Origin of the sequence: Morganella morganii H1r (assembly GCF_000633515.1) — a bacterium.
In the GTDB taxonomy this organism is placed as follows: Bacteria; Pseudomonadota; Gammaproteobacteria; order Enterobacterales; family Enterobacteriaceae; genus Morganella; species Morganella morganii_B.
The window spans coordinates 61,863-87,992 of the sequence record NZ_AYMP01000015.1 but is presented as its reverse complement, the minus strand read 5'-3'; the positions used below and the strand labels follow the sequence as shown (position 1 = coordinate 87,992).

At 50.9% G+C, this 26,130-nt stretch carries 22 protein-coding genes; 13 read left to right on the top strand and 9 right to left on the bottom strand.

The features are described 5' to 3' along the window. The first annotated feature begins 108 nt into the window (after window positions 1-108). The 10 genes from arnB (at window position 109) to U868_RS0109110 (ending at window position 11,079) form a co-directional block, all read left to right on the top strand. On the top strand, window positions 109-1,254 hold the full coding sequence (gene arnB, locus U868_RS25700; protein WP_025153026.1) for a UDP-4-amino-4-deoxy-L-arabinose aminotransferase: 1,146 nt from the start codon (window positions 109-111) through the stop codon (window positions 1,252-1,254). Further along, on the top strand, window positions 1,255-2,244 hold the full coding sequence (arnC, locus tag U868_RS25695; protein ID WP_025153025.1) for an undecaprenyl-phosphate 4-deoxy-4-formamido-L-arabinose transferase: 990 nt from the start codon (window positions 1,255-1,257) through the stop codon (window positions 2,242-2,244). Further along, window positions 2,244-4,229 (top strand): bifunctional UDP-4-amino-4-deoxy-L-arabinose formyltransferase/UDP-glucuronic acid oxidase ArnA, encoded by a 1,986-nt coding sequence (gene arnA, locus U868_RS0109145; RefSeq protein ID WP_025153024.1) that lies wholly within the window; start codon window positions 2,244-2,246, stop codon window positions 4,227-4,229. Before arnC ends, arnA begins: the two co-directional genes overlap by 1 nt. Next, window positions 4,229-5,122 carry a 4-deoxy-4-formamido-L-arabinose-phosphoundecaprenol deformylase gene (gene arnD / locus U868_RS0109140; RefSeq protein WP_025153023.1) on the top strand — a complete coding sequence of 298 codons (894 nt, stop codon included), beginning with the start codon at window positions 4,229-4,231 and terminating at the stop codon, window positions 5,120-5,122. The genes arnA and arnD overlap by 1 nt, the downstream gene beginning before the upstream one ends. Window positions 5,123-5,128: 6 nt before the next feature. After that, on the top strand, window positions 5,129-6,790 hold the full coding sequence (arnT, locus tag U868_RS0109135) for a lipid IV(A) 4-amino-4-deoxy-L-arabinosyltransferase (RefSeq protein WP_025153022.1): 1,662 nt from the start codon (window positions 5,129-5,131) through the stop codon (window positions 6,788-6,790). Window positions 6,791-6,796: 6 nt separating this feature from the next. Beyond that, window positions 6,797-7,147, top strand: coding sequence for a 4-amino-4-deoxy-L-arabinose-phosphoundecaprenol flippase subunit ArnE (arnE, locus tag U868_RS0109130; protein ID WP_024473263.1), 351 nt, complete (start codon window positions 6,797-6,799; stop codon window positions 7,145-7,147). Continuing rightward, entirely contained in the window at window positions 7,144-7,539 is a 396-nt protein-coding gene (gene arnF / locus U868_RS0109125) for a 4-amino-4-deoxy-L-arabinose-phosphoundecaprenol flippase subunit ArnF (RefSeq protein WP_205275499.1), read from the top strand. The genes arnE and arnF overlap by 4 nt, the downstream gene beginning before the upstream one ends. 192 nt (window positions 7,540-7,731) lie before the next feature. Continuing rightward, complete coding sequence (arnT, locus tag U868_RS0109120; RefSeq protein WP_025153020.1) at window positions 7,732-9,429, top strand: lipid IV(A) 4-amino-4-deoxy-L-arabinosyltransferase; 1,698 nt, start codon at window positions 7,732-7,734, stop codon at window positions 9,427-9,429. A gap of 91 nt (window positions 9,430-9,520) precedes the next feature. Continuing rightward, complete coding sequence (locus tag U868_RS0109115; protein WP_025153019.1) at window positions 9,521-10,006, top strand: C40 family peptidase; 486 nt, start codon at window positions 9,521-9,523, stop codon at window positions 10,004-10,006. Window positions 10,007-10,062: 56 nt separating this feature from the next. Continuing rightward, window positions 10,063-11,079: a lipoate--protein ligase A gene (locus U868_RS0109110; RefSeq protein WP_025153018.1), complete on the top strand. Its 1,017-nt coding sequence runs from the start codon at window positions 10,063-10,065 to the stop codon at window positions 11,077-11,079. Between the two features lie 91 nt (window positions 11,080-11,170). On the opposite strand, the gene U868_RS0109105 is transcribed toward U868_RS0109110, so the two are convergent. Continuing rightward, complete coding sequence (locus U868_RS0109105) at window positions 11,171-11,539, bottom strand: helix-turn-helix domain-containing protein (protein WP_025153017.1); 369 nt, start codon at window positions 11,537-11,539, stop codon at window positions 11,171-11,173. A 240-nt stretch (window positions 11,540-11,779) separates the two neighbouring features. Between U868_RS0109105 and U868_RS0109100 the strand changes: the two genes are divergently transcribed. After that, window positions 11,780-12,400 carry a hypothetical protein gene (locus tag U868_RS0109100; protein WP_025153016.1) on the top strand — a complete coding sequence of 207 codons (621 nt, stop codon included), beginning with the start codon at window positions 11,780-11,782 and terminating at the stop codon, window positions 12,398-12,400. A 2-nt stretch (window positions 12,401-12,402) separates the two neighbouring features. Here U868_RS0109100 and U868_RS0109095 read toward each other — a convergent pair whose 3' ends face one another. The 7 genes from U868_RS0109095 to ppsR form a co-directional block, all read right to left on the bottom strand. After that, on the bottom strand, window positions 12,403-13,203 hold the full coding sequence (locus U868_RS0109095; RefSeq protein WP_025153015.1) for a heme ABC transporter ATP-binding protein: 801 nt from the start codon (window positions 13,201-13,203) through the stop codon (window positions 12,403-12,405). 1 nt (window position 13,204) lies between these two features. After that, entirely contained in the window at window positions 13,205-14,197 is a 993-nt protein-coding gene (locus U868_RS0109090; RefSeq protein ID WP_025153014.1) for a FecCD family ABC transporter permease, read from the bottom strand. Next, window positions 14,194-15,021 (bottom strand): heme/hemin ABC transporter substrate-binding protein, encoded by an 828-nt coding sequence (locus U868_RS0109085; RefSeq protein ID WP_025153013.1) that lies wholly within the window; start codon window positions 15,019-15,021, stop codon window positions 14,194-14,196. The genes U868_RS0109090 and U868_RS0109085 overlap by 4 nt, the downstream gene beginning before the upstream one ends. Beyond that, window positions 15,018-16,085, bottom strand: coding sequence for a hemin-degrading factor (locus tag U868_RS0109080; RefSeq protein ID WP_025153012.1), 1,068 nt, complete (start codon window positions 16,083-16,085; stop codon window positions 15,018-15,020). Before U868_RS0109080 ends, U868_RS0109085 begins: the two co-directional genes overlap by 4 nt. A gap of 107 nt (window positions 16,086-16,192) precedes the next feature. Continuing rightward, window positions 16,193-16,381: a hemin uptake protein HemP gene (hemP, locus tag U868_RS0109075; RefSeq protein ID WP_025153011.1), complete on the bottom strand. Its 189-nt coding sequence runs from the start codon at window positions 16,379-16,381 to the stop codon at window positions 16,193-16,195. A 196-nt stretch (window positions 16,382-16,577) separates the two neighbouring features. Next, window positions 16,578-17,627: a 3-deoxy-7-phosphoheptulonate synthase gene (locus U868_RS0109070; protein WP_025153010.1), complete on the bottom strand. Its 1,050-nt coding sequence runs from the start codon at window positions 17,625-17,627 to the stop codon at window positions 16,578-16,580. A 146-nt stretch (window positions 17,628-17,773) separates the two neighbouring features. Then, window positions 17,774-18,637: a posphoenolpyruvate synthetase regulatory kinase/phosphorylase PpsR gene (ppsR, locus tag U868_RS0109065; RefSeq protein ID WP_025153009.1), complete on the bottom strand. Its 864-nt coding sequence runs from the start codon at window positions 18,635-18,637 to the stop codon at window positions 17,774-17,776. 218 nt (window positions 18,638-18,855) lie between these two features. Between ppsR and ppsA the strand changes: the two genes are divergently transcribed. After that, window positions 18,856-21,234 carry a phosphoenolpyruvate synthase gene (ppsA, locus tag U868_RS0109060; RefSeq protein ID WP_025153008.1) on the top strand — a complete coding sequence of 793 codons (2,379 nt, stop codon included), beginning with the start codon at window positions 18,856-18,858 and terminating at the stop codon, window positions 21,232-21,234. Between the two features lie 474 nt (window positions 21,235-21,708). Here the strand turns inward: ppsA and ydiK are convergent, their stop codons facing one another. Next, a complete protein-coding gene (gene ydiK, locus U868_RS0109055) occupies window positions 21,709-22,824 on the bottom strand; it encodes an AI-2E family transporter YdiK (RefSeq protein WP_025153007.1) in 1,116 nt (371 codons plus the stop codon). Between the two features lie 209 nt (window positions 22,825-23,033). Here ydiK and ydiJ point away from each other — a divergent pair, with 209 nt between their 5' ends. Then, window positions 23,034-26,102 carry a D-2-hydroxyglutarate dehydrogenase YdiJ gene (gene ydiJ / locus U868_RS0109050; protein ID WP_025153006.1) on the top strand — a complete coding sequence of 1,023 codons (3,069 nt, stop codon included), beginning with the start codon at window positions 23,034-23,036 and terminating at the stop codon, window positions 26,100-26,102. Window positions 26,103-26,130 lie beyond the last annotated feature (28 nt).

Genomic DNA, 26,130 nt, shown 5'->3' with positions numbered 1-26,130 from the left:
TTATGACCGCAAAGATTAAGATTTATTTAAACAAGGCCCTGGTGTTGAGCGTCAATTGAATCAATTCAGGATATAATCATCACTTCCGATTCTTATTAGGTTGTATTTATGCTTGAGTTTCTTCCGTTTTCCCGGCCAGCTATCGGGGAGTCAGAAATCGCGGCTGTTGAAAAAGTACTGCGTTCCGGCTGGATCACCACCGGCCCGCAGAATCAGCAGCTGGAAGCGGATTTCTGTCAGCGTTTCGGCTGTAAACACGCCATTGCTCTGGTATCAGCAACCGCCGGTATGCACGTTGCGCTGATGGCACTGGGTGTCGGCCCGGGGGATGAAGTGATCACACCTTCACAGACCTGGGTATCCACCATCAATATGATCGAACTGCTCGGCGCGGTGCCGGTGATGATTGATGTTGACCGCGACACACTGATGATTCAGCCGGATGCTGTCCGTGCGGCGATTACCCCGAAAACCAAAGTCATCATTCCTGTTCATTATGCCGGCGCTCCCTGTGATTTGGTTGCTTTACGTGCTATTGCACAGGAACACACTATTTTTCTGCTGGAAGATGCCGCGCATGCCGTCGGTACCCGCTACCGGGATGAGTGGATCGGCGAAAAAGGCACGGCCATTTTTTCCTTCCACGCGATTAAAAACGTTACCTGTGCGGAAGGCGGATTAATTGCGACAGATGATGATGAACTTGCACAGCGTATCCGTTGTCTTAAGTTCCACGGGCTGGGTGTGGATGCGTTTGACCGTCAGATGCAGGGGCGCAAACCGCAGGCGGAAGTGGTCGAACCGGGGTTCAAATATAACCTGTCAGATATCCACGCCGCGATTGCGGTGGTGCAGCTGAGCCGGATGGACGAACTGAACGCTCGCCGCGCACACCTGGCACAGCTTTACCGTGAAGCCCTGGACGGGCTGCCGGTTGAATTGTTATCCGTGCCGGATTATCCGCATCTGCACGCCAATCATCTGCTGATGATTCGTGTGGATAAAGCGGTCTGCGGCATCGATCGCGATACGTTTATGGAGCAGTTAAAAGCGGTCAATATCGGGACGGGTCTGCATTTCCGTGCAGCGCATACCCAAAAATATTACCGGGAACGGTACCCGTCATTATCACTGCCGAATTCAGAGTGGAACACGGCGACATTATGTTCGCTGCCGTTCTTCCCGGATATGAAAGACAGTGATGTGACCCGTGTGACAGACGCAATCAGAGCTATTCTTGCGGAGCAGAAATAAGTGTCATTTAACGAAATTAAGAAAGTCTCAGTGGTGATTCCGGTTTATAACGAGGAAGAGAGTCTTCCTCAGTTGCTGGAACGTACAATCAAAGCCTGTCAGTCGCTGAAACAGGCCTATGAAATTGTGCTGGTCGATGACGGCAGTCGTGACCGCTCAGCGGAAATACTGACGCAGGCGGCAGAGATCCCTGAAAACCATGTGGTTGCTGTCCTGCTGAACCGTAACTACGGTCAGCATTCCGCAATTATGGCGGGTTTCAGACAGGCCGACGGTGATCTGGTGATCACCATGGATGCGGATTTACAGAACCCGCCGGAAGAGATCCCGCGTCTGGTTGAAAAAGCAGAAGAGGGCTATGACGTGGTCGGCACGCGCCGCGCAAACCGTCAGGACTCCTGGTTCCGCAAAACCGCCTCAAAAATGATCAACAAAATGATCATCGCCGCAACCGGCAGCGCCATGGGTGACTACGGCTGTATGCTGCGTGCGTACCGCCGTCATATCATTGACGCGATGTTGCAGTGTCATGAGCGCAGTACCTTTATTCCGATTCTGGCAAACACTTTTGCCCGTAAAACGATTGAAATTGATGTCAGACATGCTGAACGTGAGTTCGGTGACTCAAAATACAGTTTCCTCAAGCTGATCAATCTGATGTATGACCTGCTGACCTGCCTGACCACCGCGCCGCTGCGCCTGTTAAGCATTGTCGGCAGTATCATTGCCGCGTCCGGTTTCCTGCTGGCGCTGCTACTGATTATCCTGCGCGTGGCCTTCGGCGCGCTGTGGGCGGCTGAAGGGGTGTTTACCCTGTTCGCCATCTTATTTATGTTTATCGGCGCACAATTCGTGGCAATGGGTCTGCTCGGGGAATATATCGGGCGGATTTATAACGATGTTCGTGCACGTCCCCGGTATTTTATTCAAAAAGTGGTCGGCGCTCAGGCGAAAGAGACCAGTGAAACTGAAACTCAGGAAAAAAACTAATGAAAGCAATCGTATTTGCCTACCATGATATTGGTTGTGTCGGATTGAAGGCCCTGAAAAAAGCGGGCTTTGATATTCAGGCCGTCTTTACCCATACGGACGACCCGGGTGAAAACCATTTCTTCTCATCGGTGGCCCGCGTCAGTGCGGACATGGAATTGCCGGTTTATGCCCCTGAAAACGTTAACCATCCGCTGTGGGTGGATCGCATCCGTGAACTGAAACCGGATGTCATTTTCTCTTTCTACTACCGCGACATGCTGAGCGAAGAGATTCTGGCGCTGGCACCGAAAGGTGCATTCAATCTGCACGGTTCTCTGCTGCCGAAATACCGCGGCCGCGCACCAATCAACTGGGCCGTGCTGAACGGTGAAACTGAAACCGGTGTTACCCTGCACAAAATGGTGGCCAAAGCCGATGCCGGCGATATCGTCGCGCAGGAAAAAGTGACTATCGGTGGTGACGATACTTCCCTGATTGTTCACGGTAAAGTTCGTGAAGCTGCAGAAACACTGCTGAACAAAACCTTACCGCTGATTGAGGCCGGTACATATAAAACCACCGCTCAGGATGAATCTCAGGCGACTTACTTCGGCCGCCGCTGTGCGGAAGATGGCCTGATCGACTGGAATCAGCCTGCGGCACAGATCCATAACCTGGTCCGTGCGGTGACAGAACCGTACCCGGGCGCATTTACCTTCCTGGGTGAGCGTAAAATGATCATCTGGCGCAGCCGCGTGCTGGCCGATAACAAAGGCAAACGTCCGGGAACCGTTATTTCAGCTGAACCGCTGGTGATTGCCTGCGGAAACGGCGCGCTGGAAGTGATCAGCGGTCAGGGTGAATCCGGTCTGTATGTGCAGGGTGCCCGTCTGGCAGCCGAAATGGGTATTGTGACTGATGTCCGCGTCGGCCCGAAAGCCACTGCACAGGTTGCCCGCCGCAAGCGTGTGCTGATCCTGGGTGTGAACGGTTTCATCGGTAACCACCTGACAGAACGTCTGCTGGAAGACGGTAACTACGATATCTATGGTATGGATATTAGCTCTTCCGCGATTGACCGTTTCATCGGTGACGAGCGTTTCCACTTTATCGAAGGGGATGTCAGCATTCACACCGAGTGGATTGAGTATCACATTAAAAAATGTGATGTCATTCTGCCGCTGGTGGCGATTGCCACTCCAATCGAGTACACCCGTAACCCGCTGCGCGTGTTCGAGCTGGACTTCGAAGAAAACCTGAAAATTGTCCGTTACTGCGCGAAATACAACAAACGTATCATCTTCCCGTCCACCTCTGAAGTGTACGGTATGTGTGATGACAAAGAGTTTGACGAAGATAATTCACGCCTGATTGTCGGCCCAATCAACAAACAGCGCTGGATCTACTCCGTTTCCAAACAGCTGCTTGACCGGGTTATCTGGGCATACGGCGCGAAAGAAGGTCTGAAATTCACGCTGTTCCGTCCGTTCAACTGGATGGGTCCGCGTCTGGACAGCCTGAACTCCGCACGTATCGGCAGCTCCCGCGCTATCACTCAGCTGATCCTGAACCTGGTGGAAGGTTCACCGATTAAACTGGTTGACGGTGGTGAACAGAAACGCTGCTTTACTGATATCCATGACGGTATCGAAGCCCTGTTCCGCATCATTGAAAACCGTGACGGCAAGTGTGACGGTCAGATCATCAACATCGGTAACCCGGTGAATGAAGCGAGTATCCGTGAACTGGCAGAAATGCTGCTCGACTGCTTCGAGAAACATCCGCTGCGTGATAACTTCCCGCCGTTTGCCGGCTTCCGTAAAATCGAAAGCAGCACTTACTACGGGAAAGGTTACCAGGACGTGGAACACCGTAAACCAAGCATCAAAAACGCGGAGCGTTTACTGGACTGGAAACCGGCTATCGATACCCGTCAGACAGTGGAAGAAACCCTCGACTTCTTCCTGCGCGGAGCGGTTGAAGAGCTGAGGAACGACGAGTAATGAAAAATGTCGGCCTGCGGGTTGACGTGGATACCTATCGCGGCACACTGGAAGGTGTGCCGCAGTTACTGAAGGTATTTGCGCAGCACGATATTAAAGCCAGTTTTTTCTTCAGCGTCGGGCCGGACAATATGGGGCGTCACTTGTGGCGCCTTTTGCGTCCTAAGTTTCTGTGGAAAATGCTGCGCTCCAATGCGGCGTCATTATACGGCCTGGATATTCTGCTGGCCGGTACGGCGTGGCCGGGTAAGAAAATTGCCCGTGATCTGGGCTATCTGATGAAACAGACGCTGGATGCCGGTCATGAAGTCGGCCTGCATGCCTGGGATCACCAGGGCTGGCAGGCGAAAGCCGGCCGCTGGACACCGGCACAAATCACGGAGCAGATTCGCCTGGGCACCGATGCCTTATCACAGGCTACCGGACAGCCGGTACAGTGCTCTGCGGTGGCAGGCTGGCGTGCCGATGAGCGGGTAATTGAAGCCAAACAGGCATTTGGTTTTGCCTACAACAGTGATTGCCGCGGCACGCATCCGTTCCGACCGCTTCTTGCAGACGGGACTACCGGAACCGTGCAGATTCCTGTTACACTGCCGACCTATGATGAAGTAGTTGGGCCGCAGGTGGCTGATGCGGATTTCAACGACTTTATCCTGGATGCAATCAGACGGGATCAGGGCGTGCCGGTCTATACTATCCACACTGAAGTGGAAGGCATGTCCAAAGCCGCACAGTTTGAGGCATTACTGGACCGGATTAAACATGAGGATTTCCGCTTTTGTCCGCTCAGTGAACTGCTGCCGTCTGATTTATCAACGTTACCGACAGGCAAAGTGGTACGGGGTGATTTCCCCGGCCGGGAAGGGTGGCTGGGCTGCCAACAAGAGGGATAGCATTACATGCTGAATAACCGGGCGAGTAAAATCGGAGCCTTTCTGCTGGCTCTTTTTTTCGTGTTAACTTACCTTTTCCCGATCAATGATCGTCTGCTCTGGCATCCGGATGAAACCCGGTATGCGGAAATCAGCCGTGAAATGGTGACACAGGGCGACTGGGTTGTCCCGAAGTTACTCGATCTGCGTTATTTTGAAAAACCGGTGGCCGGTTACTGGGTGAATAATGTCAGCCAGCTGGTCTTCGGTCATACCAATTTTGCTGTCCGTGCAGGCTCGGTCTTCAGTATCCTTATCAGCACGCTGCTGGTTTACTGGATGACACTTCTGATGTGGCGCAATCGTCACACAGCATTTGTTGCGTCGCTGGTCTTTGTCTCCATGTTTCTGGTGTTCAGTGTCGGCACATACAGTGTGCTCGACCCGATGTTTGCCATGTGGGTGATTGCCTCGATGGCCTTCAGCTTCAGGGCACTGAAAGCCGAAAATGTGAAAACCAGGATAACGTCCTGGTGCCTGCTGGGTCTGGCCTGTGGTATGGGCTTTATGACCAAAGGCTTCCTTGCGCTGGCAATCCCGGTGGTGGCAATGCTGCCGGTGATGTTGTATCAGCGGCGTTTCATTGAGTTACTGAAATTCGGCCCGCTGGCGGTTTTCTGCGCGGTGCTGATCAGCCTGCCGTGGGCGATTGCGGTTCACCAGCAGGAGCCGGATTACTGGCGCTATTTCATTGTGGTGGAGCATTTCCAGCGTTTCTCCGGCGAAGATGCCCAGCACGCCTCACCAATGTGGTATTACATCCCTGTGATCCTGCTCGGTTGTCTGCCGTGGCTGGCGTTACTGCCCGGCGCATTGTTCAAAGGCTGGAAAGAGCGGCGCAATAATCCGCCGATGTTTTTCCTGTTCTGCTGGTTTGTTGCCCCGTTCCTGCTGTTCAGTATTGCCAAAGGTAAACTGCCGACCTATATGCTGCCGCTGATGGCGCCACTGGCGGTGATGATCGCCAAATACGGCGTTGATTGTGTGCGCAAGCACCGGATGAAAGCGCTGCAGGCGAACGGTATCCTGAACCTGGCCTTTGGTGCGGTCGCTGTCGCCGGACTGATTATTGCCAGCTATCTGGTCAAAAAACCAATTTATCAGCCGGATGAATGGTCCAAAGTGGTACTGGGGATTGTCGCCTTTACTATCTGGGGTATCATCGGGTATCTCTGTTATCTGCTGAAAGCAAAACACTGGCTGTGGGCAGCGTCCTGTTCACTGGTGGTCAGTCTGACCTTTGGCAGCGCGGTGCCGGATCACTCGGTGGATTCCAAACTGCCGCAGGCGTTTATCCGGCAGAATATGGCCGATCTGGAAAAGAGTCCGTTTATTGTCAGTAACAGTGTCGGTGTCGGTGCAGGACTGGCCTGGGAGCTGAAACGCGGAGATATTTATCTGCTGAATAATTCGGGCGAACTGACTTATGGTCTGAAATATCCGGACAGCGAATACCGTCTGCTGAATGATGCGACTTTCGCTGAGTGGCTGGCGGAAACCCGTAAGAAAGGGCAGGTTGCACTGCTGGTAACCGATAAAAATGATACCTACGATGCCAAACTGCCACCGGCGGACAAACGAACCGAAAACAGCCGGATGACCCTCTATATCTATGATAAACAGCCATAAGGTGTAATGGTGTTCGGGCAAATTGTTTTACTGATTATTGTGAGTTTTCTCACCTGCGGCGGTCAGATCTGCCAGAAACAGGCAGTCGATGTCTGGCAGGCTGCACAGGAAAATGCAAAACGCAGAGGTCTGTACTGGCTGGTGCTGGCAGTGTTTCTGCTGGGGCTGGGAATGCTGCTGTGGCTGAAACTTTTGCAGGTTATGCCGCTGAATATCGCCTATCCGATGCTGAGTATCAACTTTGTGGTGGTTACCCTGGTGGCGCAGTTTTTATACGGTGAACGGGTAACCCGTAAACACTGGTGCGGTGTGGCAGCGATTGTCACCGGCGTGATTCTGATGGGAGCGGGACACTGATGCGCGGATATCTCTGGGTACTCGGCAGTGTGCTGTTTGTCACCGCCGCGCAGCTGTTGCTGAAACTGGGTGTGACACAATTACCGGATATTGCACTGAGCCCGCAGTGGCTGGATATCCGCTGGTTGCTATCTCAGTGGCAGCCGTTCGCAGTCGTTTTCACCGGACTGGCGGGCTATGTTCTGTCAATGGTGTGCTGGCTGCTCGCGCTGCGGGATTTGCCGCTCAATAAAGCCTACCCGCTTATCAGCCTGAGTTATGTGTTTGTCTATTTGCTGGCTGCGTTCCTGCCCTGGTTTAATGAAGGTGTATCGCTGATAAAAAGCATCGGTATTATTTTTATTCTGTTTGGTGTGCGTCTGATCCACAGCAAAGATAAGTCCGCGCTATAGTTGGGGTGGTTTATTGTTTTATTAAGCTGCCATTAACCGTTAAGCCGGAATTAATCCTCCCTTTTACTCTTTCTTGTATAACAAAAATATCCTGTTCTTCCGTGAATTATTCTGCACGACTCTGGTCTTAATGGAAGTAACAGAGATAGTTACCTTATTGTTATAAAATTGTATCCTTGTCCGGAGGTTATATTGGACGTTACCAGCCGTAAGTCCGCGTTTCATGTGGCGTATCCGTCTGCCGCAATGTGGGCTGTGTTATTTCTGTTGTTTATTGCAGTGACCTATTTTATTCCTTTGGAATTCCGCGCGTTATGGCAGCCGGATGAAACCCGGTATGCGGAGATCAGCCGGGAAATGCTGGCTGACGGTAACTGGGTGGTGCCGCATCTGCTGGATATCCGCTATTTTGAAAAACCGGTGGCGGGTTACTGGGTAAATAACATCAGTCAGATGTTGTTCGGTCATACACAATTTGCGGTGCGTTTTGGTGTCCTGTTCTCAACAATGGTCAGCACATGGCTGGTTTACCTGCTGACAATGAAAATGTGGGATGAAAAAGTCATCGCCCGCACAGCTGCCTTTCTGTATGCCAGTATGTTACTGGTTCTCGCACTCGGGACTTACAGTACGCTGGATCCGATTCTGACCATGTGGGTCACGCTGGTGATTTATCTCAGTTATGGACTGATCACCGCGCAGTCACGCCGTGCATTGCTGGGCTACTGGGTTGCCTTCGGGCTGGCCTGCGGCATGGCGCTGATGACAAAGGGTTTTCTGGCACTGGTATTGCCGGTTATTGCGCTGATTCCGGTGCATATTTTCTACCGCCGTTTTAAAACAATGCTCTGTTATTGCTGGGCGGGGATCGCTGCTGCCGGTCTTATCACACTGCCGTGGGCACTGGCGATATATCACGCCGAGCCGGATTTCTGGCGCTATTTTGTGGTGGTTGAGCATTTACAGCGCTTTATGAGTAAAGAGGCGCAAAATCTCTCGCCATTCTGGTTTTTTATTCCGATTCTGTTTGCCGGTGTATTACCCTGGAGCGGTTTTTTATTCGGGGCATTAAAACAGGGCTGGCAACAGCGCCGTGAAAATAAGCCGTTATTCTTCCTGCTGTGCTGGACAGTATTGCCATTCTTATTTTTCAGTATCGCCAAAGGAAAATTACTGACCTATATTCTGCCGGTCATTGCGCCACTGACGATCCTGATGGCAGCGTATATCCATACCCTGATAAAAAAACAGGCCGTATCTGTCTTTAAACTGAATGCGGTGATTAATATTATTTTTGGTTTCTGCGCGATTATTGCTCTGCTGGTAATAAACAACCTGGAAAATACCCTGGTGTATTCTGCGGATGAGCGCGGCAAATTTACCGGGGCTATTGCGATTTTCCTGTTCTGGATTACCGTTTCGGTGTTCACCCTGATAAAGGGTTGCCGTTACTGGATGCTGGCGGCATTTTGTACGGTGGCGATCAGTTTATCTGTCAGTTCGTTGTTACCGGCCCGTACGGAACGGGCAAATTTACCGCAGATCTTTATTCAGGATAATATCGCGCTGCTGAAAGATGCCCGTTATATTCTGGTTAACAGTGTCGGTATCGGCACTTCAGCGGCCTGGGAATTGCAGCGCAGCGATATTTATATGTTTGACCGTCCGGGAGAACTGAAATACGGGCTGAGCGATATCTATCCGGATACCAAGTCAAAATTTATTACACATGATGACTTTGACTCCTGGCTGAAAAACGCCCGTAAAACCGGTAATGTTGCGCTGATCCTGCGGGATCGTCACGGGCTGGATGAAAACGATGTTACGCCGGCAGATGACGTAGTCACTGATGAAAGCCTGACCTTGCTTTATTACCGGAAAATGCCGTAACACCGGGTAAAATACGGCAAATATTGACTTTCACCCGCAGATATTAATACAGTATTGCGGGTTGAAGGTCAGCCGTGCCGGGGATAATACAATGAAAATCATATTCCGTTCTCTGCTTTTTATCTGCGTATTAGCCGTTGTCGGCTGTTCATCGACGCCGCGTAAATATTATGCACCGCCGGTCAAAACAGAATTATCAGATCCGATTATGGTGATTGCCCAGTTGCGGGAACAATTATCGCAGTGGTACGGCACGCCATATCATTACGGCGGAATGGATTTAAACGGTATTGACTGTTCCGGCTTTGTCTACCGGACATTTAACGATCGCTTTGCTATTTCGCTGCCGCGTACCACCAAAGCACAGACAACGTATGGTACCCGTATCGATGTTGCGGATTTACAACCCGGCGACCTGGTGTTCTTTAAAACCGGCGGTGGCGAAAACGGGTTACATGTCGGTATTTATGATTCTGATCGCGCCTTTATTCATGCCTCGACCAGTAAAGGTGTGATGCGTTCCAGCCTTGACAACGTCTATTGGAAAAAAGTCTTCTGGCAGGCGCGCAGACTTTAAAATCACCGGGATAAATATGCTATCTTATCGGCAGCCTATTTTTTCCGGGGGACAACATGTCGTCACTTCGTCTTTTTATTTCTGATTCCTTTGATCCGTGGTTTAACCTTGCTGTTGAAGAGTGTATTTTCCGGCAAATGCCCGCTGACCAGCGCGTGCTGTTTCTGTGGCGTAATAATGACACTGTGGTTATCGGCCGGGCACAAAACCCGTGGAAGGAGTGTAATACCCGAAAAATGGAAGCCGACCATATTAAATTAGCACGGCGCAGCAGCGGCGGCGGGGCGGTATTTCATGACAAGGGGAATACCAATTTTACCTTTATGGCCGGAAAACCGGAATATGATAAAACGGTATCCACCAATATTATTCTCGGTGGTTTATCCCGGCTCGGTATTTCGGTATCGGCATCCGGGCGTAATGACCTTGTGGTAAACAGCGGGGATGGTGAGCGGAAAATTTCCGGGTCGGCGTACCGGGAAACCAAAGATCGCGGTTTTCATCATGGTACGGTATTAATTAATGCGGATTTAAGCCGTCTGGCGGATTATCTCAACCCGGATCCAAAGAAATTGCAGGCCAAAGGGATCACCTCAGTCCGCTCCCGGGTGACTAATCTGGCGGAAATTATTCCGGGGGTTGATCATGAGCAGGTTTGTGACGCGATTAAAGCGGCGTTTTTCGACTATTACGGCGAGAAGGCGGAAGCGGAACTGATTTCACCGGATTCACTTCCTGATCTGCCGGGATTTGCTGAAACCTTTGCCAGACAAAGCAGCTGGGACTGGAATTTCGGTAATGCACCGGCCTTCAGCCATTTGTTGGATACCCGCTTTAAATGGGGCGGTATTGAACTGCATTTTGATGTGGAGCGCGGCATGATCAGCCGGGCGCAGATTTTTACTGACAGTCTTGACCCGGCTCCGCTGGAACTACTGGCACAACTGCTGACCGGGCAGCGTTACAGTGCTGATGCGGTGACAGCGGTATTCACTGAGCTTATGGCCGCTTATCCGGACATGCACGATGAGCTGACTCAGTTGCGGGGCTGGCTGGTGGCTGAGCTTAAATAAAGCAGGCGGTTAATCTGTTCAGTGATTACGGCAGGATAAAAAAATATCCCCGTTTGGCCGGTGATGGCGGCGGGGATATTTTTTCAGCCATTTAGTGTGAACCACACTCCATGAAACAGCGCGGTTCCGGCATCTGGCCGTGATCACGGAATTTTGCCGGTGTGGTATTGAAATGTTTTTTAAAGATACGGGTAAAGGTTGCCTGTGAACTGAAACCATACTGCAACGCGATATCCAGAATAGACATATCGTTATCGCGCAGAGATTTAGCTGCTTCCAGCAGGCGGCGCTTACGGACATACTCACCTAGTGTGCATCCCTTGATATCTTTGAAAATACGCTGGAGATGCCATTTTGAATAACCGCTTTTATCCGCAATAGTATCGATCTTGATCCCTTCATTGCGCTGTAACTGAGTTTCCAGCCATTTGATAATATCGTTCACTACACTTTCTGACATGTTCACCTCCCAAAATCGGGCTACAATCTATAAATTCTAATAGTCACAGATGTTATTAATCATATTTTATGAATTTTCCAAGAATTGTGTAGGCAAATCGTGCCTTTCATGATTGAGAATCATTATCAGACCAATAGATGAAACCAATTGTTTTATCACCAGCATATAGCACCATATGTCACCAATTACAGATTGAATATCGATAGAATCCGCTGACGATAAATATAATTCAGGATAGTTATGTCACAGCAATTTCGGTTTCTTTTCGGGGCAATGGGACGTTTTTTTATGTTGGCACTGATCATGGCTGCCAGCACAGGTCAGTTGTTTATTGATATTTTGGTTCTTAAGAATGATTTGGGGGAAGACTCGGTGACAGAAATTGTTGCCGAAGTGATGCTGCTGGCCGTGATTGTGCTGTTTTTCCGCAAAGGGCTGCGGGAACCGGAGGACAGAGCGGGGTTTTTCCTGATTGCAGGATTGTTTGCCAGCATGCTGATCAGGGAGTTGGATCAGATTTTTGATTATATTTCTCACGGCGCATGGTTCTGGTTCGCGGTTCCGGTCTCACTGGCTGCGATTGTCTATGCTTTTCTGCATCCGCGCACAGCGGTTAGCGGGTTGTATCGTTTTGTCACTCATCCGGCATACGGGATGATGGTCACCGGTTTGCTGGTGGTACTGGTATTTTCCCGCCTGTTTGGTATGGGGATTTTATGGCGCGGTATGATGGGAGATGATTTTAACCGGCTGGCAAAAAACCTGGCAGAAGAGGGCTGCGAATTGCTCGGGTATACCTTATGTTTGCTCTCGGCAATGACTTTTTGCCGCAAACAACGTGTTACGGCAAAAAGTGACTAATGTTAAGGGGTAAGTAACACAGAATTATTGCCGGTAAGCGGATGGCGGAGCGTTATCAGGTCAGCCTGATAGGTTTCCTTCAGTACCGTTTTTTGCAGTACTTCGCCCGGCGTTCCCTGACGGACAATGCGTCCGTTATTCAGCATTATGATGTGGTCAGCATATAAAGACGCTAAATTCAGGTCATGCAGAATACAGAAGACTGCCAGGGAGGTCGCGCTCACCCGCTTTTTCAGCATCCGTATCAGGCGTTGCTGGTGGTGAAGATCCAGCGCGGCAGTGGGCTCATCCAGTAATAGCAGACGGGGAACGGGCAACGGGCCGCTCAGTTGCATCAGTGCCCGCGCCAGATTAACCCGCTGCTGCTCACCACCGGAAAGCTGATACCAGCGTTTATCGAGCAATGATTCGCAGGCCGTCAGGTGTATCACCTCATCAATGGTAGTCTGACGTGAATATTCTCTGTGCAAATCCCCCAGCGCAATAATGTCTCTGACCCGGTAGGGAGCAGAGATAACACTTTGTTGTGTCATGACCGCCCTGATCTGTGCCAGAGCAGCGGCCGACCAGGATGCCATCGGTTTTTCGCGCAGCATGATTTGTCCGCTGTCACAGGGACAATAACCACTGAGTAAACGAAGAAGGGTTGATTTTCCCGCACCATTCGGGCCGGTAACAGCAGTGATGGTTCCGCAGTGTAATGTCAGGGATATATCACTGATTACCGGCTGTCCGTGGCGGGAAAAACAGATATTCTCTGCAACCAGCACCGGTGGTGTGGTATTTGTGGTTATGCGGGACATATTATTCCTTCACCGAGAAAATCAGCCAGAGAAAATAAGGCGCGCCGAGCAGTCCGGTCAGTAACCCGACCGGAATTTCTGCCGGTACCACCAGGGTGCGGGCAAGGGTGTCCGAAAGCAGTAACAGCAGGGCGCCTGCAAGGGCTGATGTCACCAGCAGAAGCCGGTGATGCCAGCCGAAAATCATACGCATCAGGTGGGGGATAACCAGGCCGATAAAACCGATAATTCCGCACAGTGACACTGTAATACCGGTAAGCAGGGCATTGATCAGCAGTACACACTGTTGTGTCCGGCGGACATTGACGCCGGCATAATGTGCTTCTTCCTCTCCCAGCTGAATCATATCCAGCGGACGTGACAGCCTGAATGCAGCATAAAATACGGGGAGTATCAGTATGATAGCCGGCAGCAGCAGAACCCAGCTGATATGCCCGGTACCGCCCATCATCCAGAGCGAAAACTGACGTAATTCTTTATCATCACTCAGATAATTGAGTACACCGACAAAAGACATGCTGATGGCATTAACGGCGATACCGCACAGTAACAGGCGCAGTAATGGCTGACGGCGGCGGTTGAGCATAAAAATCAGCCCGCTGATACAAAGCGCACCACTGAATGCGGTAATAATGTGCAGATACAGTGTGAGTGTACCGCTCAGATAAGGCGCGATAAAGACAATGCCCAGTGCCACGGCAACGGCAGCACCGCTGCTGATCCCGAGTAAACCGGGATCAGCCAGCGGGTTGCGGAACAATCCCTGCAATAATACACCGGCAGTCGCCAGTGCCATGCCAGCCATAACAGCCAGTACAATCCTCGGCAGACGGACAGACAACCAAATTTGCCAGAGTTGCGGGGTGATCTCACCCCGGAGGAATGCACTGACAGAAACCGGCAGTCCGCCGGTATTCATGGCAGTAAATATCATGACTGATAACAGCAAACAGAGGCACAGGCGGCGCAGGTGAAAAGCAGGCGGATTGTTCATAGCGCAGCTGTTACCTCCATCGCTTTGCGTAACTGACGCAGTGTTTCAGGTGTTTGTAACCCGAAGCCGAGAAAACCCATATCATCGGCTATCAATACTCTCTGGTGTTTTCCGGCGGGGGTTTGCGCCAGTCCCGGTAACTGCCACAGCTTGTCGGTGCTGCCGAGTGAAGCCAGACCGCTGCGGGTGATCACCACTAAATCCGGCTGAGCGGCAATCATCCCTTCTGCAGACAGAGGCCGGTAGCGGCGAAAAGAACCGGCGGCATTTTTTCCGCCCGCACTGCGGATCAGACTGTCAGCAGCGGTATCTGTACCGGCCGCCATCGGGGCGGTACCCGTGTGACTGAGCAAAAACAGTACATTCACCGGCAGTGGCGTTTGCGGAACGGTATTCAGTTTACGGTCAATGTCGGCAGTCAGGGCCGCAGCCGCTGATTGCAAAGCCAGAGCTTCCGCAATCTGACTGATTTTAGTTGTAATAGCGGTAAGCTCCGCTTTTGCACTCACGGTGACAACAGGGATACCAGCCATACTAATCTGAGATAATACGGCGGAAGGATAGGCCAGTTCACTGGCGAGAATCAGTGAGGGCTGAAGTGATAACAAACCTTCCGCATTAAGCAGCCGCAGATAGCCGACATCCGGTAACTGAGTGACTTGTGGCGGATGCTCACTGGTCGTATCACGGGCAATGACCCGATCTCCGGCACCGAGTGCAAAAACAATCTCGGTGACATCCCCGCCCAGGGTAATAATACCACCTTGTACACTGAGTGCAGACGGACAAAAGCAGAACAGCAGCAGCAAGATATATTTTTTCATGCTACAGCCTTATCGATATTGTTTGACAGCAGGATATCAATCTGACGGCGCCAGACAGTTTGTTCCGGTTCACCTTCGGTGCGCTGCCCGAACAACTGGGCGATAGCCTGGCCGTTTTTATCAAATAATTCCATGCTGGTAACAATACCGTCTTTAGTGGGTTTACGGGTTATCCAGCATTCCGCAATGTTTGATTCAACCATGCGGAAAGAGAATAACTCATTGAAAATATGAATGTAGTATTTTCCGCTATCCGAGGAAACCATCCTTTCGAGCCGGTTGATGGCGCCGGTGAAAATCTGGACACACCCCCGGTTGGCGACAAAGATCATGATGTCATTTTTATCTTTTTCGCACAGTGTGAGCAGCCGTAATAATGCACTGTTATCTACCCGCTGTGCCAGCGTGTTATCCACATAACGGAATGCCTGTAAGCGGCTGATATTAAATTTTTTCAGCAGAGTAAAGAACTGGTGTACATCGGTCATTTGCTGCCAGTTGCGGGTAAATTCAGCCTGCTGTTCCGGTGTCAGTGGTACGGAAGCAGGCATGACGACGGGTCTGGGGGTAACCCGCGGATTGTCATGTGTGGCAAATTGTGCAGTCAGTTGTTTCCAGGCGGTCATATCCGTATTACGCGTAGTGAATATTTTGTGGACAGCATCGCCGTGACGATCAAAAAATTGCAGGCTGTGTTGCAGCCCGCTCAGCGTATTTTCTGCTAACACAAATGCAGAGTGCCACTGAGACAGGAAAAAGCGTAAATCCAGCCCGTACGGATTCAGCAGCAGGCTTGCATGTTCCCCGAACTCGACATTAGCATATGTGCCGCAGTGCTCCTGCATAGCATTGTCATTTTCGGTAACGCCGTTCAGATCGCCGATAGTGGCGAGTAAACGAAAAATAGCGGGGATATCCGGTGTGAGGCGGCAGGTATCATATCCGACCCGGCAGTGTGCCAGCTCCGCCTCGGATATGCGCATTTTTTTAGCAATATCATAGGAACAGGCGAATAAATCCCGTTTACTCAGGGCGATATAACGGGAGAGTGTTTTATTGCGCATAGCAGATCCTTACTTTTTCATGGTTTGTACCGAACAGGTGCAAACCGGATAACAGGTGTCAAAAAGTAAGCTGGCTGCCTTAAGGAAACAGGTGGCTGGCCGGTATATTATTTGGTCAGAATCAGTTTTCCGTTTTTTGTCCGGCGCAGGTGATATTCCTCATTCTGATGGTGGATAATAATGCGTTGCTGAGGTCCCAGAAGTGCCTCGCTGCTGATAACTGTGATCTTATTCGTTGCTGTATTTTTATATCCGGAACGTCCGGATATCACAGAATTCTGATTATTTTCAGTCATATAGTTTTATTTGATATCAATTCTCACTCGCAAATTATTATCAGCAGATGACGGAATCTGTACAAGCGATTTCTTTCCGGAGGGGGGATTTACATGGAAAAAGTGAGCTGTATCTCAACTATATGGTGTGTAAATGATAACTACGAGTGATGAATAAACAGGATGCCGGGCATCCTGTTTCATAATAAGGAAAAAATCAGCTGAAACGGGCATTCGCCGCGTCCGCCAGAATATCCAGCAAGGTGACGGTATCCGCCCAGCTCAGGCACGGGTCAGTAATCGACTGCCCGTACACAGGTGCTTTGTGATTGACCAGTTTTTGAGTGCCTTCCTGAATAAAGCTTTCCGCCATAACACCGGCGATAGCCCGCGAACCGTCTTTAATCTGTTGTGCGACATCTTTGGCGACATCCAGCTGACGGCGGTGGATTTTCTGACAGTTACCGTGGCTGAAATCAATCACCAGATGTTCCGGCAGGTCAAACTGGCGCAGCTGATCACAGGCGTGCGCAATATCACCGGCGGCATAGTTCGGTGTTTTGCCGCCGCGCATAATAATATGCCCGAACGGATTGCCTTTGGTCTGGTAAATGGTCATCTGACCGTCTTTATCCGGTGACAGGAACATATGACCGGCCTGTGCGGCACGGATAGCATCAATCGCAATTTTGATATTGCCGTCAGTCCCGTTTTTGAAGCCGACCGGGCAGGAGAGCGCGGAGGCCATTTCGCGGTGGATCTGGCTTTCCGTGGTGCGGGCACCGATTGCCCCCCAGCTGATGAGATCCGCAATATACTGGCCGGTGACCATATCGAGAAACTCGGTGGCTGTCGGGACATTCAGTGCGTTAACGTCGATCAGCAGTTTGCGTGCCAGCCGGATACCTTCATTGACCTGGCAGGAGTTGTCCAGACGCGGATCTGAAATCAGCCCTTTCCAGCCGACAACCGTACGCGGCTTTTCAAAATAGGTACGCATCACAATTTCAAGGCGCGCGCTGTATTTTGGCAGCAGCTCGCTCAGGCGTTGTGCGTAATCCAGTGCGGCAATCGGGTCATGCACGGAGCAGGGGCCGATAATCACCAGCAGACGCGGGTCGTCGCCGGTTAAAATGTGTTCAATGCGGGTTCGTGATGTGGCGACATTCTTATTAATTGCTTCTGTGGCCGGAAACTCACCGGCCAGCGCAGACGGGGTGATCAGTTTGTCTATTGCCCGTGTGCGCAGTTCATCCGTTTTTTCCATAGATTAATGCTGTCTCTGAATTCGGTCAGTTGCTGTGTGAAACCACAGTGATACCGATCACAATAAACGAAAACGTGATGATTACAAGATACAATTGCAGAAAGTGGATCACCGGGGGAATGTGATCCACTTAACCGTTTCCGCTGTCAGAACATACGGCGGTTTAATCCCAGAGAATCGATGATTTTTGTCGATATCTCTTCCACCGAATAGTTTGTGGTATTGAGGTAGCTGATTTTGTGTTTGCGATACAGTGCTTCCACCTCTGCCAGTTCCATCCGGCACTGGCGGATTGAGGCGTAGCGGCTGTTTTCGCGGCGCTCTTCCCGGATAGCGGCAAGACGTTCAGGATCAATGGTCAGACCGAATAGTTTTTTATTATACGGTTTCAGGGCGGCAGGCAGCTGCAGATTGTCCATATCATCTGCGGTAAACGGATAGTTGGCAGCCTGGATACCGAACTGCATCGCCAGGTAGAGGCTGGTCGGGGTTTTACCGCAGCGGGAAACGCCGAGCAGAATCACCTGAGCCTGATCCATATTACGCAGGGAAACGCCGTCATCATGCGCCAGCGCGAAATCAATGGCGGCGATACGGGCGTCATACTGACTCAGATTACGTTTGGATAAACCATGCGTCCGGTTGAACATCGGCTGAGGTTCCATCTGAATCTCTTTCTGAATCGGTGCCACCAGGGTCTGGACGATATCCTGGCAGCAGCCCTGACTGCCGGTAATAGCTTCGCGCACGTCCTGACAGATAATGGAGTAGAACACCAGCGGGCGTAACCCGGTGGTTTCAAAAATGGTATCGATTTTTTGTCTGATTTCCAGCGCACGCTCTACGGTTGCCACGAAAGGCAGAGTGTAAGCGATAATATCAATAGGGAACTGAGACAATACAGCATGACCTAATACTTCCGCCGTAATAGCCGTTCCGTCAGAAATAAAGAAGACACTCCGTGTTTCTTTATTTTGTGTATCAGAAGATGAGCCGGTTGTGATAGACATGTTATTTATTTTCCTATGTTTTTTGCTGAATCGATAATCCGGAGCAACGGCACAAATAAATTAAAACATGATTATAAAGGATAAAAAAATATTGTAATCGGGTTGATCGATTCACCTGTCTATATTCTTACAAACATTGTGATAATCTGTTTCTGATGCTCAGCAGAGCCCGTATTTCCGATTTTACCTTCTTTTGAATGTTAAAAGGATTGCTTGCAATGTCCAACAATGGTCAAACCCCGTGTAATGTACTTTGGTATAACCAATTAGGTATGAATGACGTACCCCGTGTCGGTGGTAAAAATGCGTCTTTAGGTGAAATGATAACCAATCTTTCCGGATTAGGCGTGTCTGTTCCCAATGGTTTTGCCACCACGGCACAGGCCTTCAATGACTTTCTTGAGCAAAGTGGCGTCAACCAGCGTATTTATGAGCTGCTGGATAAAACGGATGTTGACGATGTCAACCAGCTGGCGAAAGCCGGTGCGCAGATCCGCGGATGGGTAATTGATACCCCGTTCTCTGCGGAATTTGAGCAGGATATCCGTCAGGCGTATGAACAGCTGTCCGAAGGCGAGAAAGGCGCATCTTTTGCTGTGCGTTCTTCCGCAACGGCTGAGGATATGCCGGATGCCTCCTTCGCGGGACAGCAGGAAACCTTCTTAAACGTGCAGGGCATTGATGCGATTATGGTCGCCATCAAGCACGTATTTGCTTCATTATTTAATGACCGCGCGATTTCTTACCGCGTGCATCAGGGCTATGACCACCGTGGTATTGCACTGTCTGCCGGTGTTCAGCGCATGGTGCGTTCTGACCTCGCGTCTTCCGGCGTGATGTTCACTATCGATACTGAGTCCGGTTTTGACCAGGTGGTCTTTATCACATCCGCTTACGGGCTGGGTGAGATGGTGGTGCAGGGCGCGGTAAACCCGGACGAGTTTTATGTCCACAAACCAACCCTGGAAAAAGGCCGTCCGGCCATTGTCCGCCGCACCATGGGTTCCAAGAAAATTCAGATGGTTTATGCGGATGACACCAGCCACGGCAAACAGGTTCGCATTGAAGATGTGGACGCAGAAAAATGCAAACGTTTCTCACTGACCGACAGTGAAGTGGAAGAGCTGGCAAAACAGGCTGTTACCATTGAAAAACACTACGGTCGTCCGATGGATATCGAGTGGGCGAAAGACGGTAACAACGGCAAACTGTATATCGTGCAGGCGCGTCCGGAAACCGTTCGTTCCAATCAGCAGGTGATGGAACGTTATCAGCTGAACGGCCAGAGTACTGTGCTGGTTGAAGGCCGTGCAATCGGTCACCGTATCGGTGCCGGTGTGGTCAAAGTGATCCATGACCTGAGCCAGATGGATCGTATTCAGCCGGGTGATGTGTTAGTCACTGATATGACTGACCCGGACTGGGAACCGATCATGAAGAAAGCCGCGGCGATTGTTACCAACCGCGGCGGCCGTACCTGTCACGCGGCAATCATTGCCCGTGAGCTGGGGATCCCAGCGGTTGTCGGCTGCGGCGATGCCACCGAACTTCTGAAAGAAGGTCAGGAAGTGACGGTTTCCTGTTCTGAAGGGGATACCGGTTATGTCTACGGCGGTAAACTGGATTTTGATATTCATTCGTCTGAAATCGATAAAATGCCGGAAGTGGGCACCAAAATCATGATGAACGTCGGTAACCCTGACCGTGCATTTGACTTTGCCTGCCTGCCGCATGAAGGTGTCGGTCTGGCGCGTCTGGAATTTATCATCAACCGTATGATTGGTGTACACCCGCGCGCACTGCTGGAATTTGATCAGCAGACCCCGGAATTACAGGCGGAAATCCGCAGCATGATGCAGGGCTATGATGATCCGGTGGAATTCTATATCGGTCGTCTGGTTGAAGGGATTGCCACAATTGCCGCAGCGTTCTATCCGAAGAAAGTGATTGTCCGTCTGTCTGACTTTAAATCCAACGAGTATGCCAACCTGGTCGGCGGGGATATCTACGAACCGCATGAAGAAAACCCGATGCTGGGCTTCCGTGGTGCAGGCCGTTATGTGCATGATGATTTCCGTGACTGTTTCGCGCTGGAATGTGAAGCGGTAAAACGTGTGCGTAACGATATGGATCTGACTAACGTCGAAGTGATGATTCCGTTTGTCCGTACAGTGGCACAGGCAGAAGCTGTGGTGAATGAACTGGCGGCTCATGGTCTGAAGCGCGGCGAAAATGGCCTGCGCCTGATTATGATGTGTGAAATCCCGTCAAACGCACTGCTGGCTGACCAGTTCCTCGAATATTTTGACGGCTTCTCTATCGGCTCCAACGACATGACACAGCTGACGCTGGGTCTGGATCGTGACTCCGGTGTGGTTTCCACCCTGTTTGATGAGCGTAACGATGCGGTGAAAGCACTGCTGTCGATGGCGATCAAAGCGGCGAAAGCACGTAACAAATATGTGGGAATATGTGGTCAGGGACCATCCGACCACCAGGATTTTGCGGCCTGGCTGATGGAGCAGGGAATCGACAGTGTTTCTCTTAATCCGGATACTGTAGTGAAAACCTGGATTTCATTAGCAGAAAATCACTGATTCAGTCATTTAAAATGATTAAAAGCCCGGATTATTTCGGGCTTTTTTTTGGTATTCAATGTTAGAATATTCGTCAGCACTTAAGGCAAATCAAAATAAAACCAAATCAGATATCCTGAATTACAGGCAAAAAAAAAGCCTATCATGGGCTGACAGGCAAAGACTACACACAGCAATATTTGTATTCGGAAGGTATCATTGTAATGAATAACAATACCTTTTAATTCGTTACTTGATGGCGGATATATTAAAATAATTAAGATATGCCTGCATTAAGAATTGTCTCAATATATATATTTACTGATTGTTAGATAAGTGAAATATATTCAGAACCTCTGTCCGTAACGGGAATAAGTCCGGTGTATTTTTCTCAATGTATATTAATATTTCAAATTATTAATGCTATTTATGAACCATAATTGAATAATTAATTAAATATATCAGAGGTGCGTTTCTGCACCTCTGATTAAAAACTTATTCTTTTTCCGAGAGTTGTTCTTCCATATAAGCACGAACTTCCGTCAGGTCATCTGACGGCGTTGGCACATCATTCATCCATGCTTTCAGCAGTGTGTAAGAAACTGCCAGCACGACAGGGCCGATAAAGAGTCCGATCATGCCGAGTGATAACATCCCGCCGATAACACCCGTCAGAATCAGAACCATCGGTAAATCGGCCCCCATTTTGATGAGATACGGACGCAGAATGCCATCCATGGTGGCAACAATACCGGCCCAGACAATCATTACCACAGCCCAGGTGGTATCTCCTGTCCAGAACAGATAAATGATGGACGGGATCATAATCAGCAGCGGGCCGAGTTGTGCCACACAGCAGATAAAAATAAGCACAGTCAGAATCGCGGCAAACGGCACGCCGGCCAGCCCCAGACCCAGTCCGCCGATAATCGCCTGGGTTAATGCGGTGACCACAACCCCCAGTGCCACAGCGCGTACAGACATGGCTGCCAGCAACACGGCGGCGTCACCGCGCATCCCGGCGAGACGCAGGGCGAAATGGCGGAAGCCGCGCATCGTTTCTTCGCCCTGAAGGTAGAGCAGGGCACTGAACAGCAGCATAATCGCCAGGTGGAACAGGAATTTACCGGCGCTCAGTAACTGTGTCAGGAACCAGGCCGCGCCCTGTCCAAGGTAAGGCTGGATTTTCGCCATCATGGCGTTACCGCCGCTGGCGACCAGAGTTGTCCAGCTGGCAAACAGTTTCGGCCCGATAACCGGGATTGAGTCGAGCCAGTACAGCTCCGGCAGTGTCAGCTGCCCCGGAGCTTTGACCCAGCGCATCAGCGGTTCACTGTTTTCGACGATACTGTTGATAAGCAAAGCCAGCGGAAAGACAAACAACAGAATAATCAGCATGACCATAATGGATGCGGCTATCCAGCGGCTGTTACGGACACGGCGGCGGATTGCGGTATAAACCGGCCAGGTGGCAATCACTATCATACCCGCCCAGACAAAGCCCGGAAGAAACGGACTTAATACCCAAAAACTAATGACAATGAGAATTGATATCGCTCCGACGGCGAATATTAGTTTAGGTAAATCATAACCCGGTTGCGATTTTTCCACGGATAAGTTTCCCTTTGTAAATGAATTAACTGGTTGTTCCCGATAAAGGAGCGCAAATATTGCGTTATTTTATTGCAGGCGCAAAATGAATACATTGTGTGTTAAGGTGAATATTCTCGCATGAATCATGCATCAGAATGAAGAGTTAACCACATAATTATATTGTCAGATTTGCAATGTGACCATTTATGATAAAAGAGCCGCAGATAATGATCCCACGATTAACGCAATCCCCTCAGGTAAGCCCGGCGGTTGAACGTTATATTCACGCCCTCAATGAAAGCGGATTTACCGGCGATACCACCACCCGCTATGGCGATCGGCTGACCCTCGCGACCGACAACAGTATTTATCAGCTTCTGCCGCAGGCAATCGTTTTCCCGCGTTCGACCGCCGATGTGATTCTGGTGATGCGCCTCGCCGCACAGGATGAATTCCGGCCGGTTACCTTTACCCCGCGCGGCGGCGGTACGGGCACTAATGGTCAGTCGCTGAATAACGGGGTGGTGATCGATTTATCCCGCTATATGAACCGCATTCCGGAAATTAACCCGGAGCAGGGCTGGGTGCGGGCGGAAGCGGGGGTGATTAAAGATCAGCTCAATGCCTATCTGAAACCGTACGGCTATTTTTTTGCACCGGAGTTATCCACCTCCAACCGCGCCACGCTGGGCGGGATGATTAACACTGATGCTTCCGGGCAGGGGTCACTGGTGTACGGCAAAACGTCTGATCATGTGCTGGGTCTGCGCTCGGTACTGCTTAACGGTGATCTGCTGGATACCGCGCCGCTGCCGGTCAGTGAGGCGCGGCGCTGTGCACAGGAGGAAAGTACGGCCGGGGAACTTTACCGCACCACACTGGAGAGCTGTGAAACTCACCGGCAGACTATCCTGGAGAGCTTTCCGAAGCTCAACCGCTTTCTGACCGGCTATGATCTGCGCCATGTCTTCAGTGATGATATGCAGACCTTTGATCTGACCCGTATCCTGACCGGCTCCGAAGGTACACTGGCGGTGATCACTGAGGCAAAACTTAATATCACGCCGATCCCGGAAGTGCGCCGCCTGGTGAATGTCAAATATGATGCATTTGATTCCGCGCTGCGCAATGCACCGTTTATGGTGGCGGCGCAGGCGCTGTCCGTGGAAACCGTGGATTCAAAAGTGCTGAATCTGGCACGGGAAGATATCGTCTGGCATTCCGTCAGTGAACTGATCACGGATGTGCCTGATAAGACCCTGCTGGGATTAAATATCGTTGAATTCTGCGGTGATGATGAAGTACTGATTGACGGACAGGTTGCGTCATTGTGTGAACGCCTGGATTCATTGATGGCAAATAATGAGGCGGGTGTGATTGGCTATCAGGTTTGCCGTGAACTGAGTGGTATTGAGCGTATTTATGCAATGCGCAAAAAAGCGGTGGGCCTGCTCGGTAACAGTAAAGGGGCGGCAAAACCGATCCCGTTTGTCGAAGATACCTGTGTGCCGCCGGAACATCTGGCGGATTACATCACCGAATTTCGCGCGCTGCTGGACAGCCATCATCTGGAATACGGCATGTTCGGCCATGTGGATGCGGGTGTATTGCATGTGCGTCCGGCGCTGGACATGTGCTCACCGGAACAGGAAATGCTGATGAAGCAGATTTCCGATGATATCGTTGCGCTGACTGCCAAATACGGCGGCCTGCTGTGGGGTGAGCACGGTAAAGGATTCCGGGCGCAGTACAGTGAGGCTTTTTTCGGTGACACGCTGTACCGTGAACTGCGCCGTATCAAAGGGGCATTTGACCCGGAAAACCGGCTCAATCCCGGCAAAATTTGTGCGCCGTTAACCAGTGATGCACCGATGATGCAGGTGGATGCCATCAAGCGCGGTACCTATGACAGAACGATCCCCGTTGAGGTCAGAAATACCTTTTCCGGCGCGATGAACTGTAACGGCAACGGCCTGTGTTTTAATTTTGATGTCAAAAGCCCGATGTGCCCGTCAATGAAAGTGACGCAATCCCGTTTTCACTCACCAAAAGGCCGAGCCGGACTGGTGAGAGAGTGGCTGAGGCTGCTGGCAGAGCAGGGCACGGATCCTGCGTTATTATCACAGGCGGTGCCGCAGAACCGCATTTCACTTCGCGGACTGATTGAAAAAATCGGCAATACGCGGCGGGCCTCACGCGGGGAATATGATTTTTCCCATGAAGTGAAGGAATCGATGTCCGGTTGTCTGGCCTGCAAAGCCTGTTCCACACAATGCCCGATTAAAATCGATGTGCCGGAATTCCGCGCCCGGTTTCTGGCGCTCTATCACGGACGTTATCTGCGGCCACTGCGCGACCATCTGGTGGCGAATGCGGAAGCCGGTGCGCCGCTGATGGCGAAAGCACCGCAGGTATTTAACTTTTTCCTGAAACAGCCGTGGGTGCAGAAACTCAGTGAAAAAACAGTGGGTATGACCGATTTACCGCTGCTGTCGTCACCATCACTGAAGCAGCAGCTGGCAGGGAGCAACGCAGTTTCTGTCACCCTGGAAATGCTGGAAAGCATGAGTGCGGAACAGCGCAGGGCCGGGCGCTATCTTTTTATCGTTCAGGATCCGTTCACCAGCTATTTTGACGCAAAAGTGGTGGCTGACTTTGCCGCGCTGGCGGAAAAACTCGGTTTTCAGCCGGTGCTGCTGCCGTTCAGCCCGAACGGAAAAGCGCAGCATATTAAAGGTTTTCTCACCCGGTTTGCCCGCACGGCAAATAAAACCGCAGATTTTCTTAACCGGGTGGCGCGGCTCGGCTGTCCGATGGCAGGTGTCGATCCGGCACTGGTGCTCTGTTACCGCGATGAATACAAAGCCGTTCTGCCACCGGAAAAACAGCAGTTCAGCGTGATGTTAGTCCATGAATTTCTGACAGAATATACTGATTTATTACCGGTGAAAGATGTCAGTGAGGATACTCCCCCCTGGTATCTGTTCAGCCACTGTACCGAGTCCACCGCACTGCCGGACAGTGTAAAAATCTGGCAGAATCTGTTCTGCCGCTTTGGCGCAACACTGCAATCGGTCAGTACCGGCTGCTGCGGTATGGCGGGGATTTACGGTCATGAGATGCCGAACCTGGCGCGTTCGAAAGGAATCTATCAGCTTTCCTGGGCGCAGCCGTACCAGTCGCTGCCGTCAGAACGCTGCCTGGCCACCGGGTACTCCTGCCGCAGCCAGGTAAAGCGGATGGAAGGTAACGTGATGCTGCACCCGTTGCAGGCGCTGCTGACACTGGTATCCTGACAGCGGGATAAAACACGACGCGGAGAGC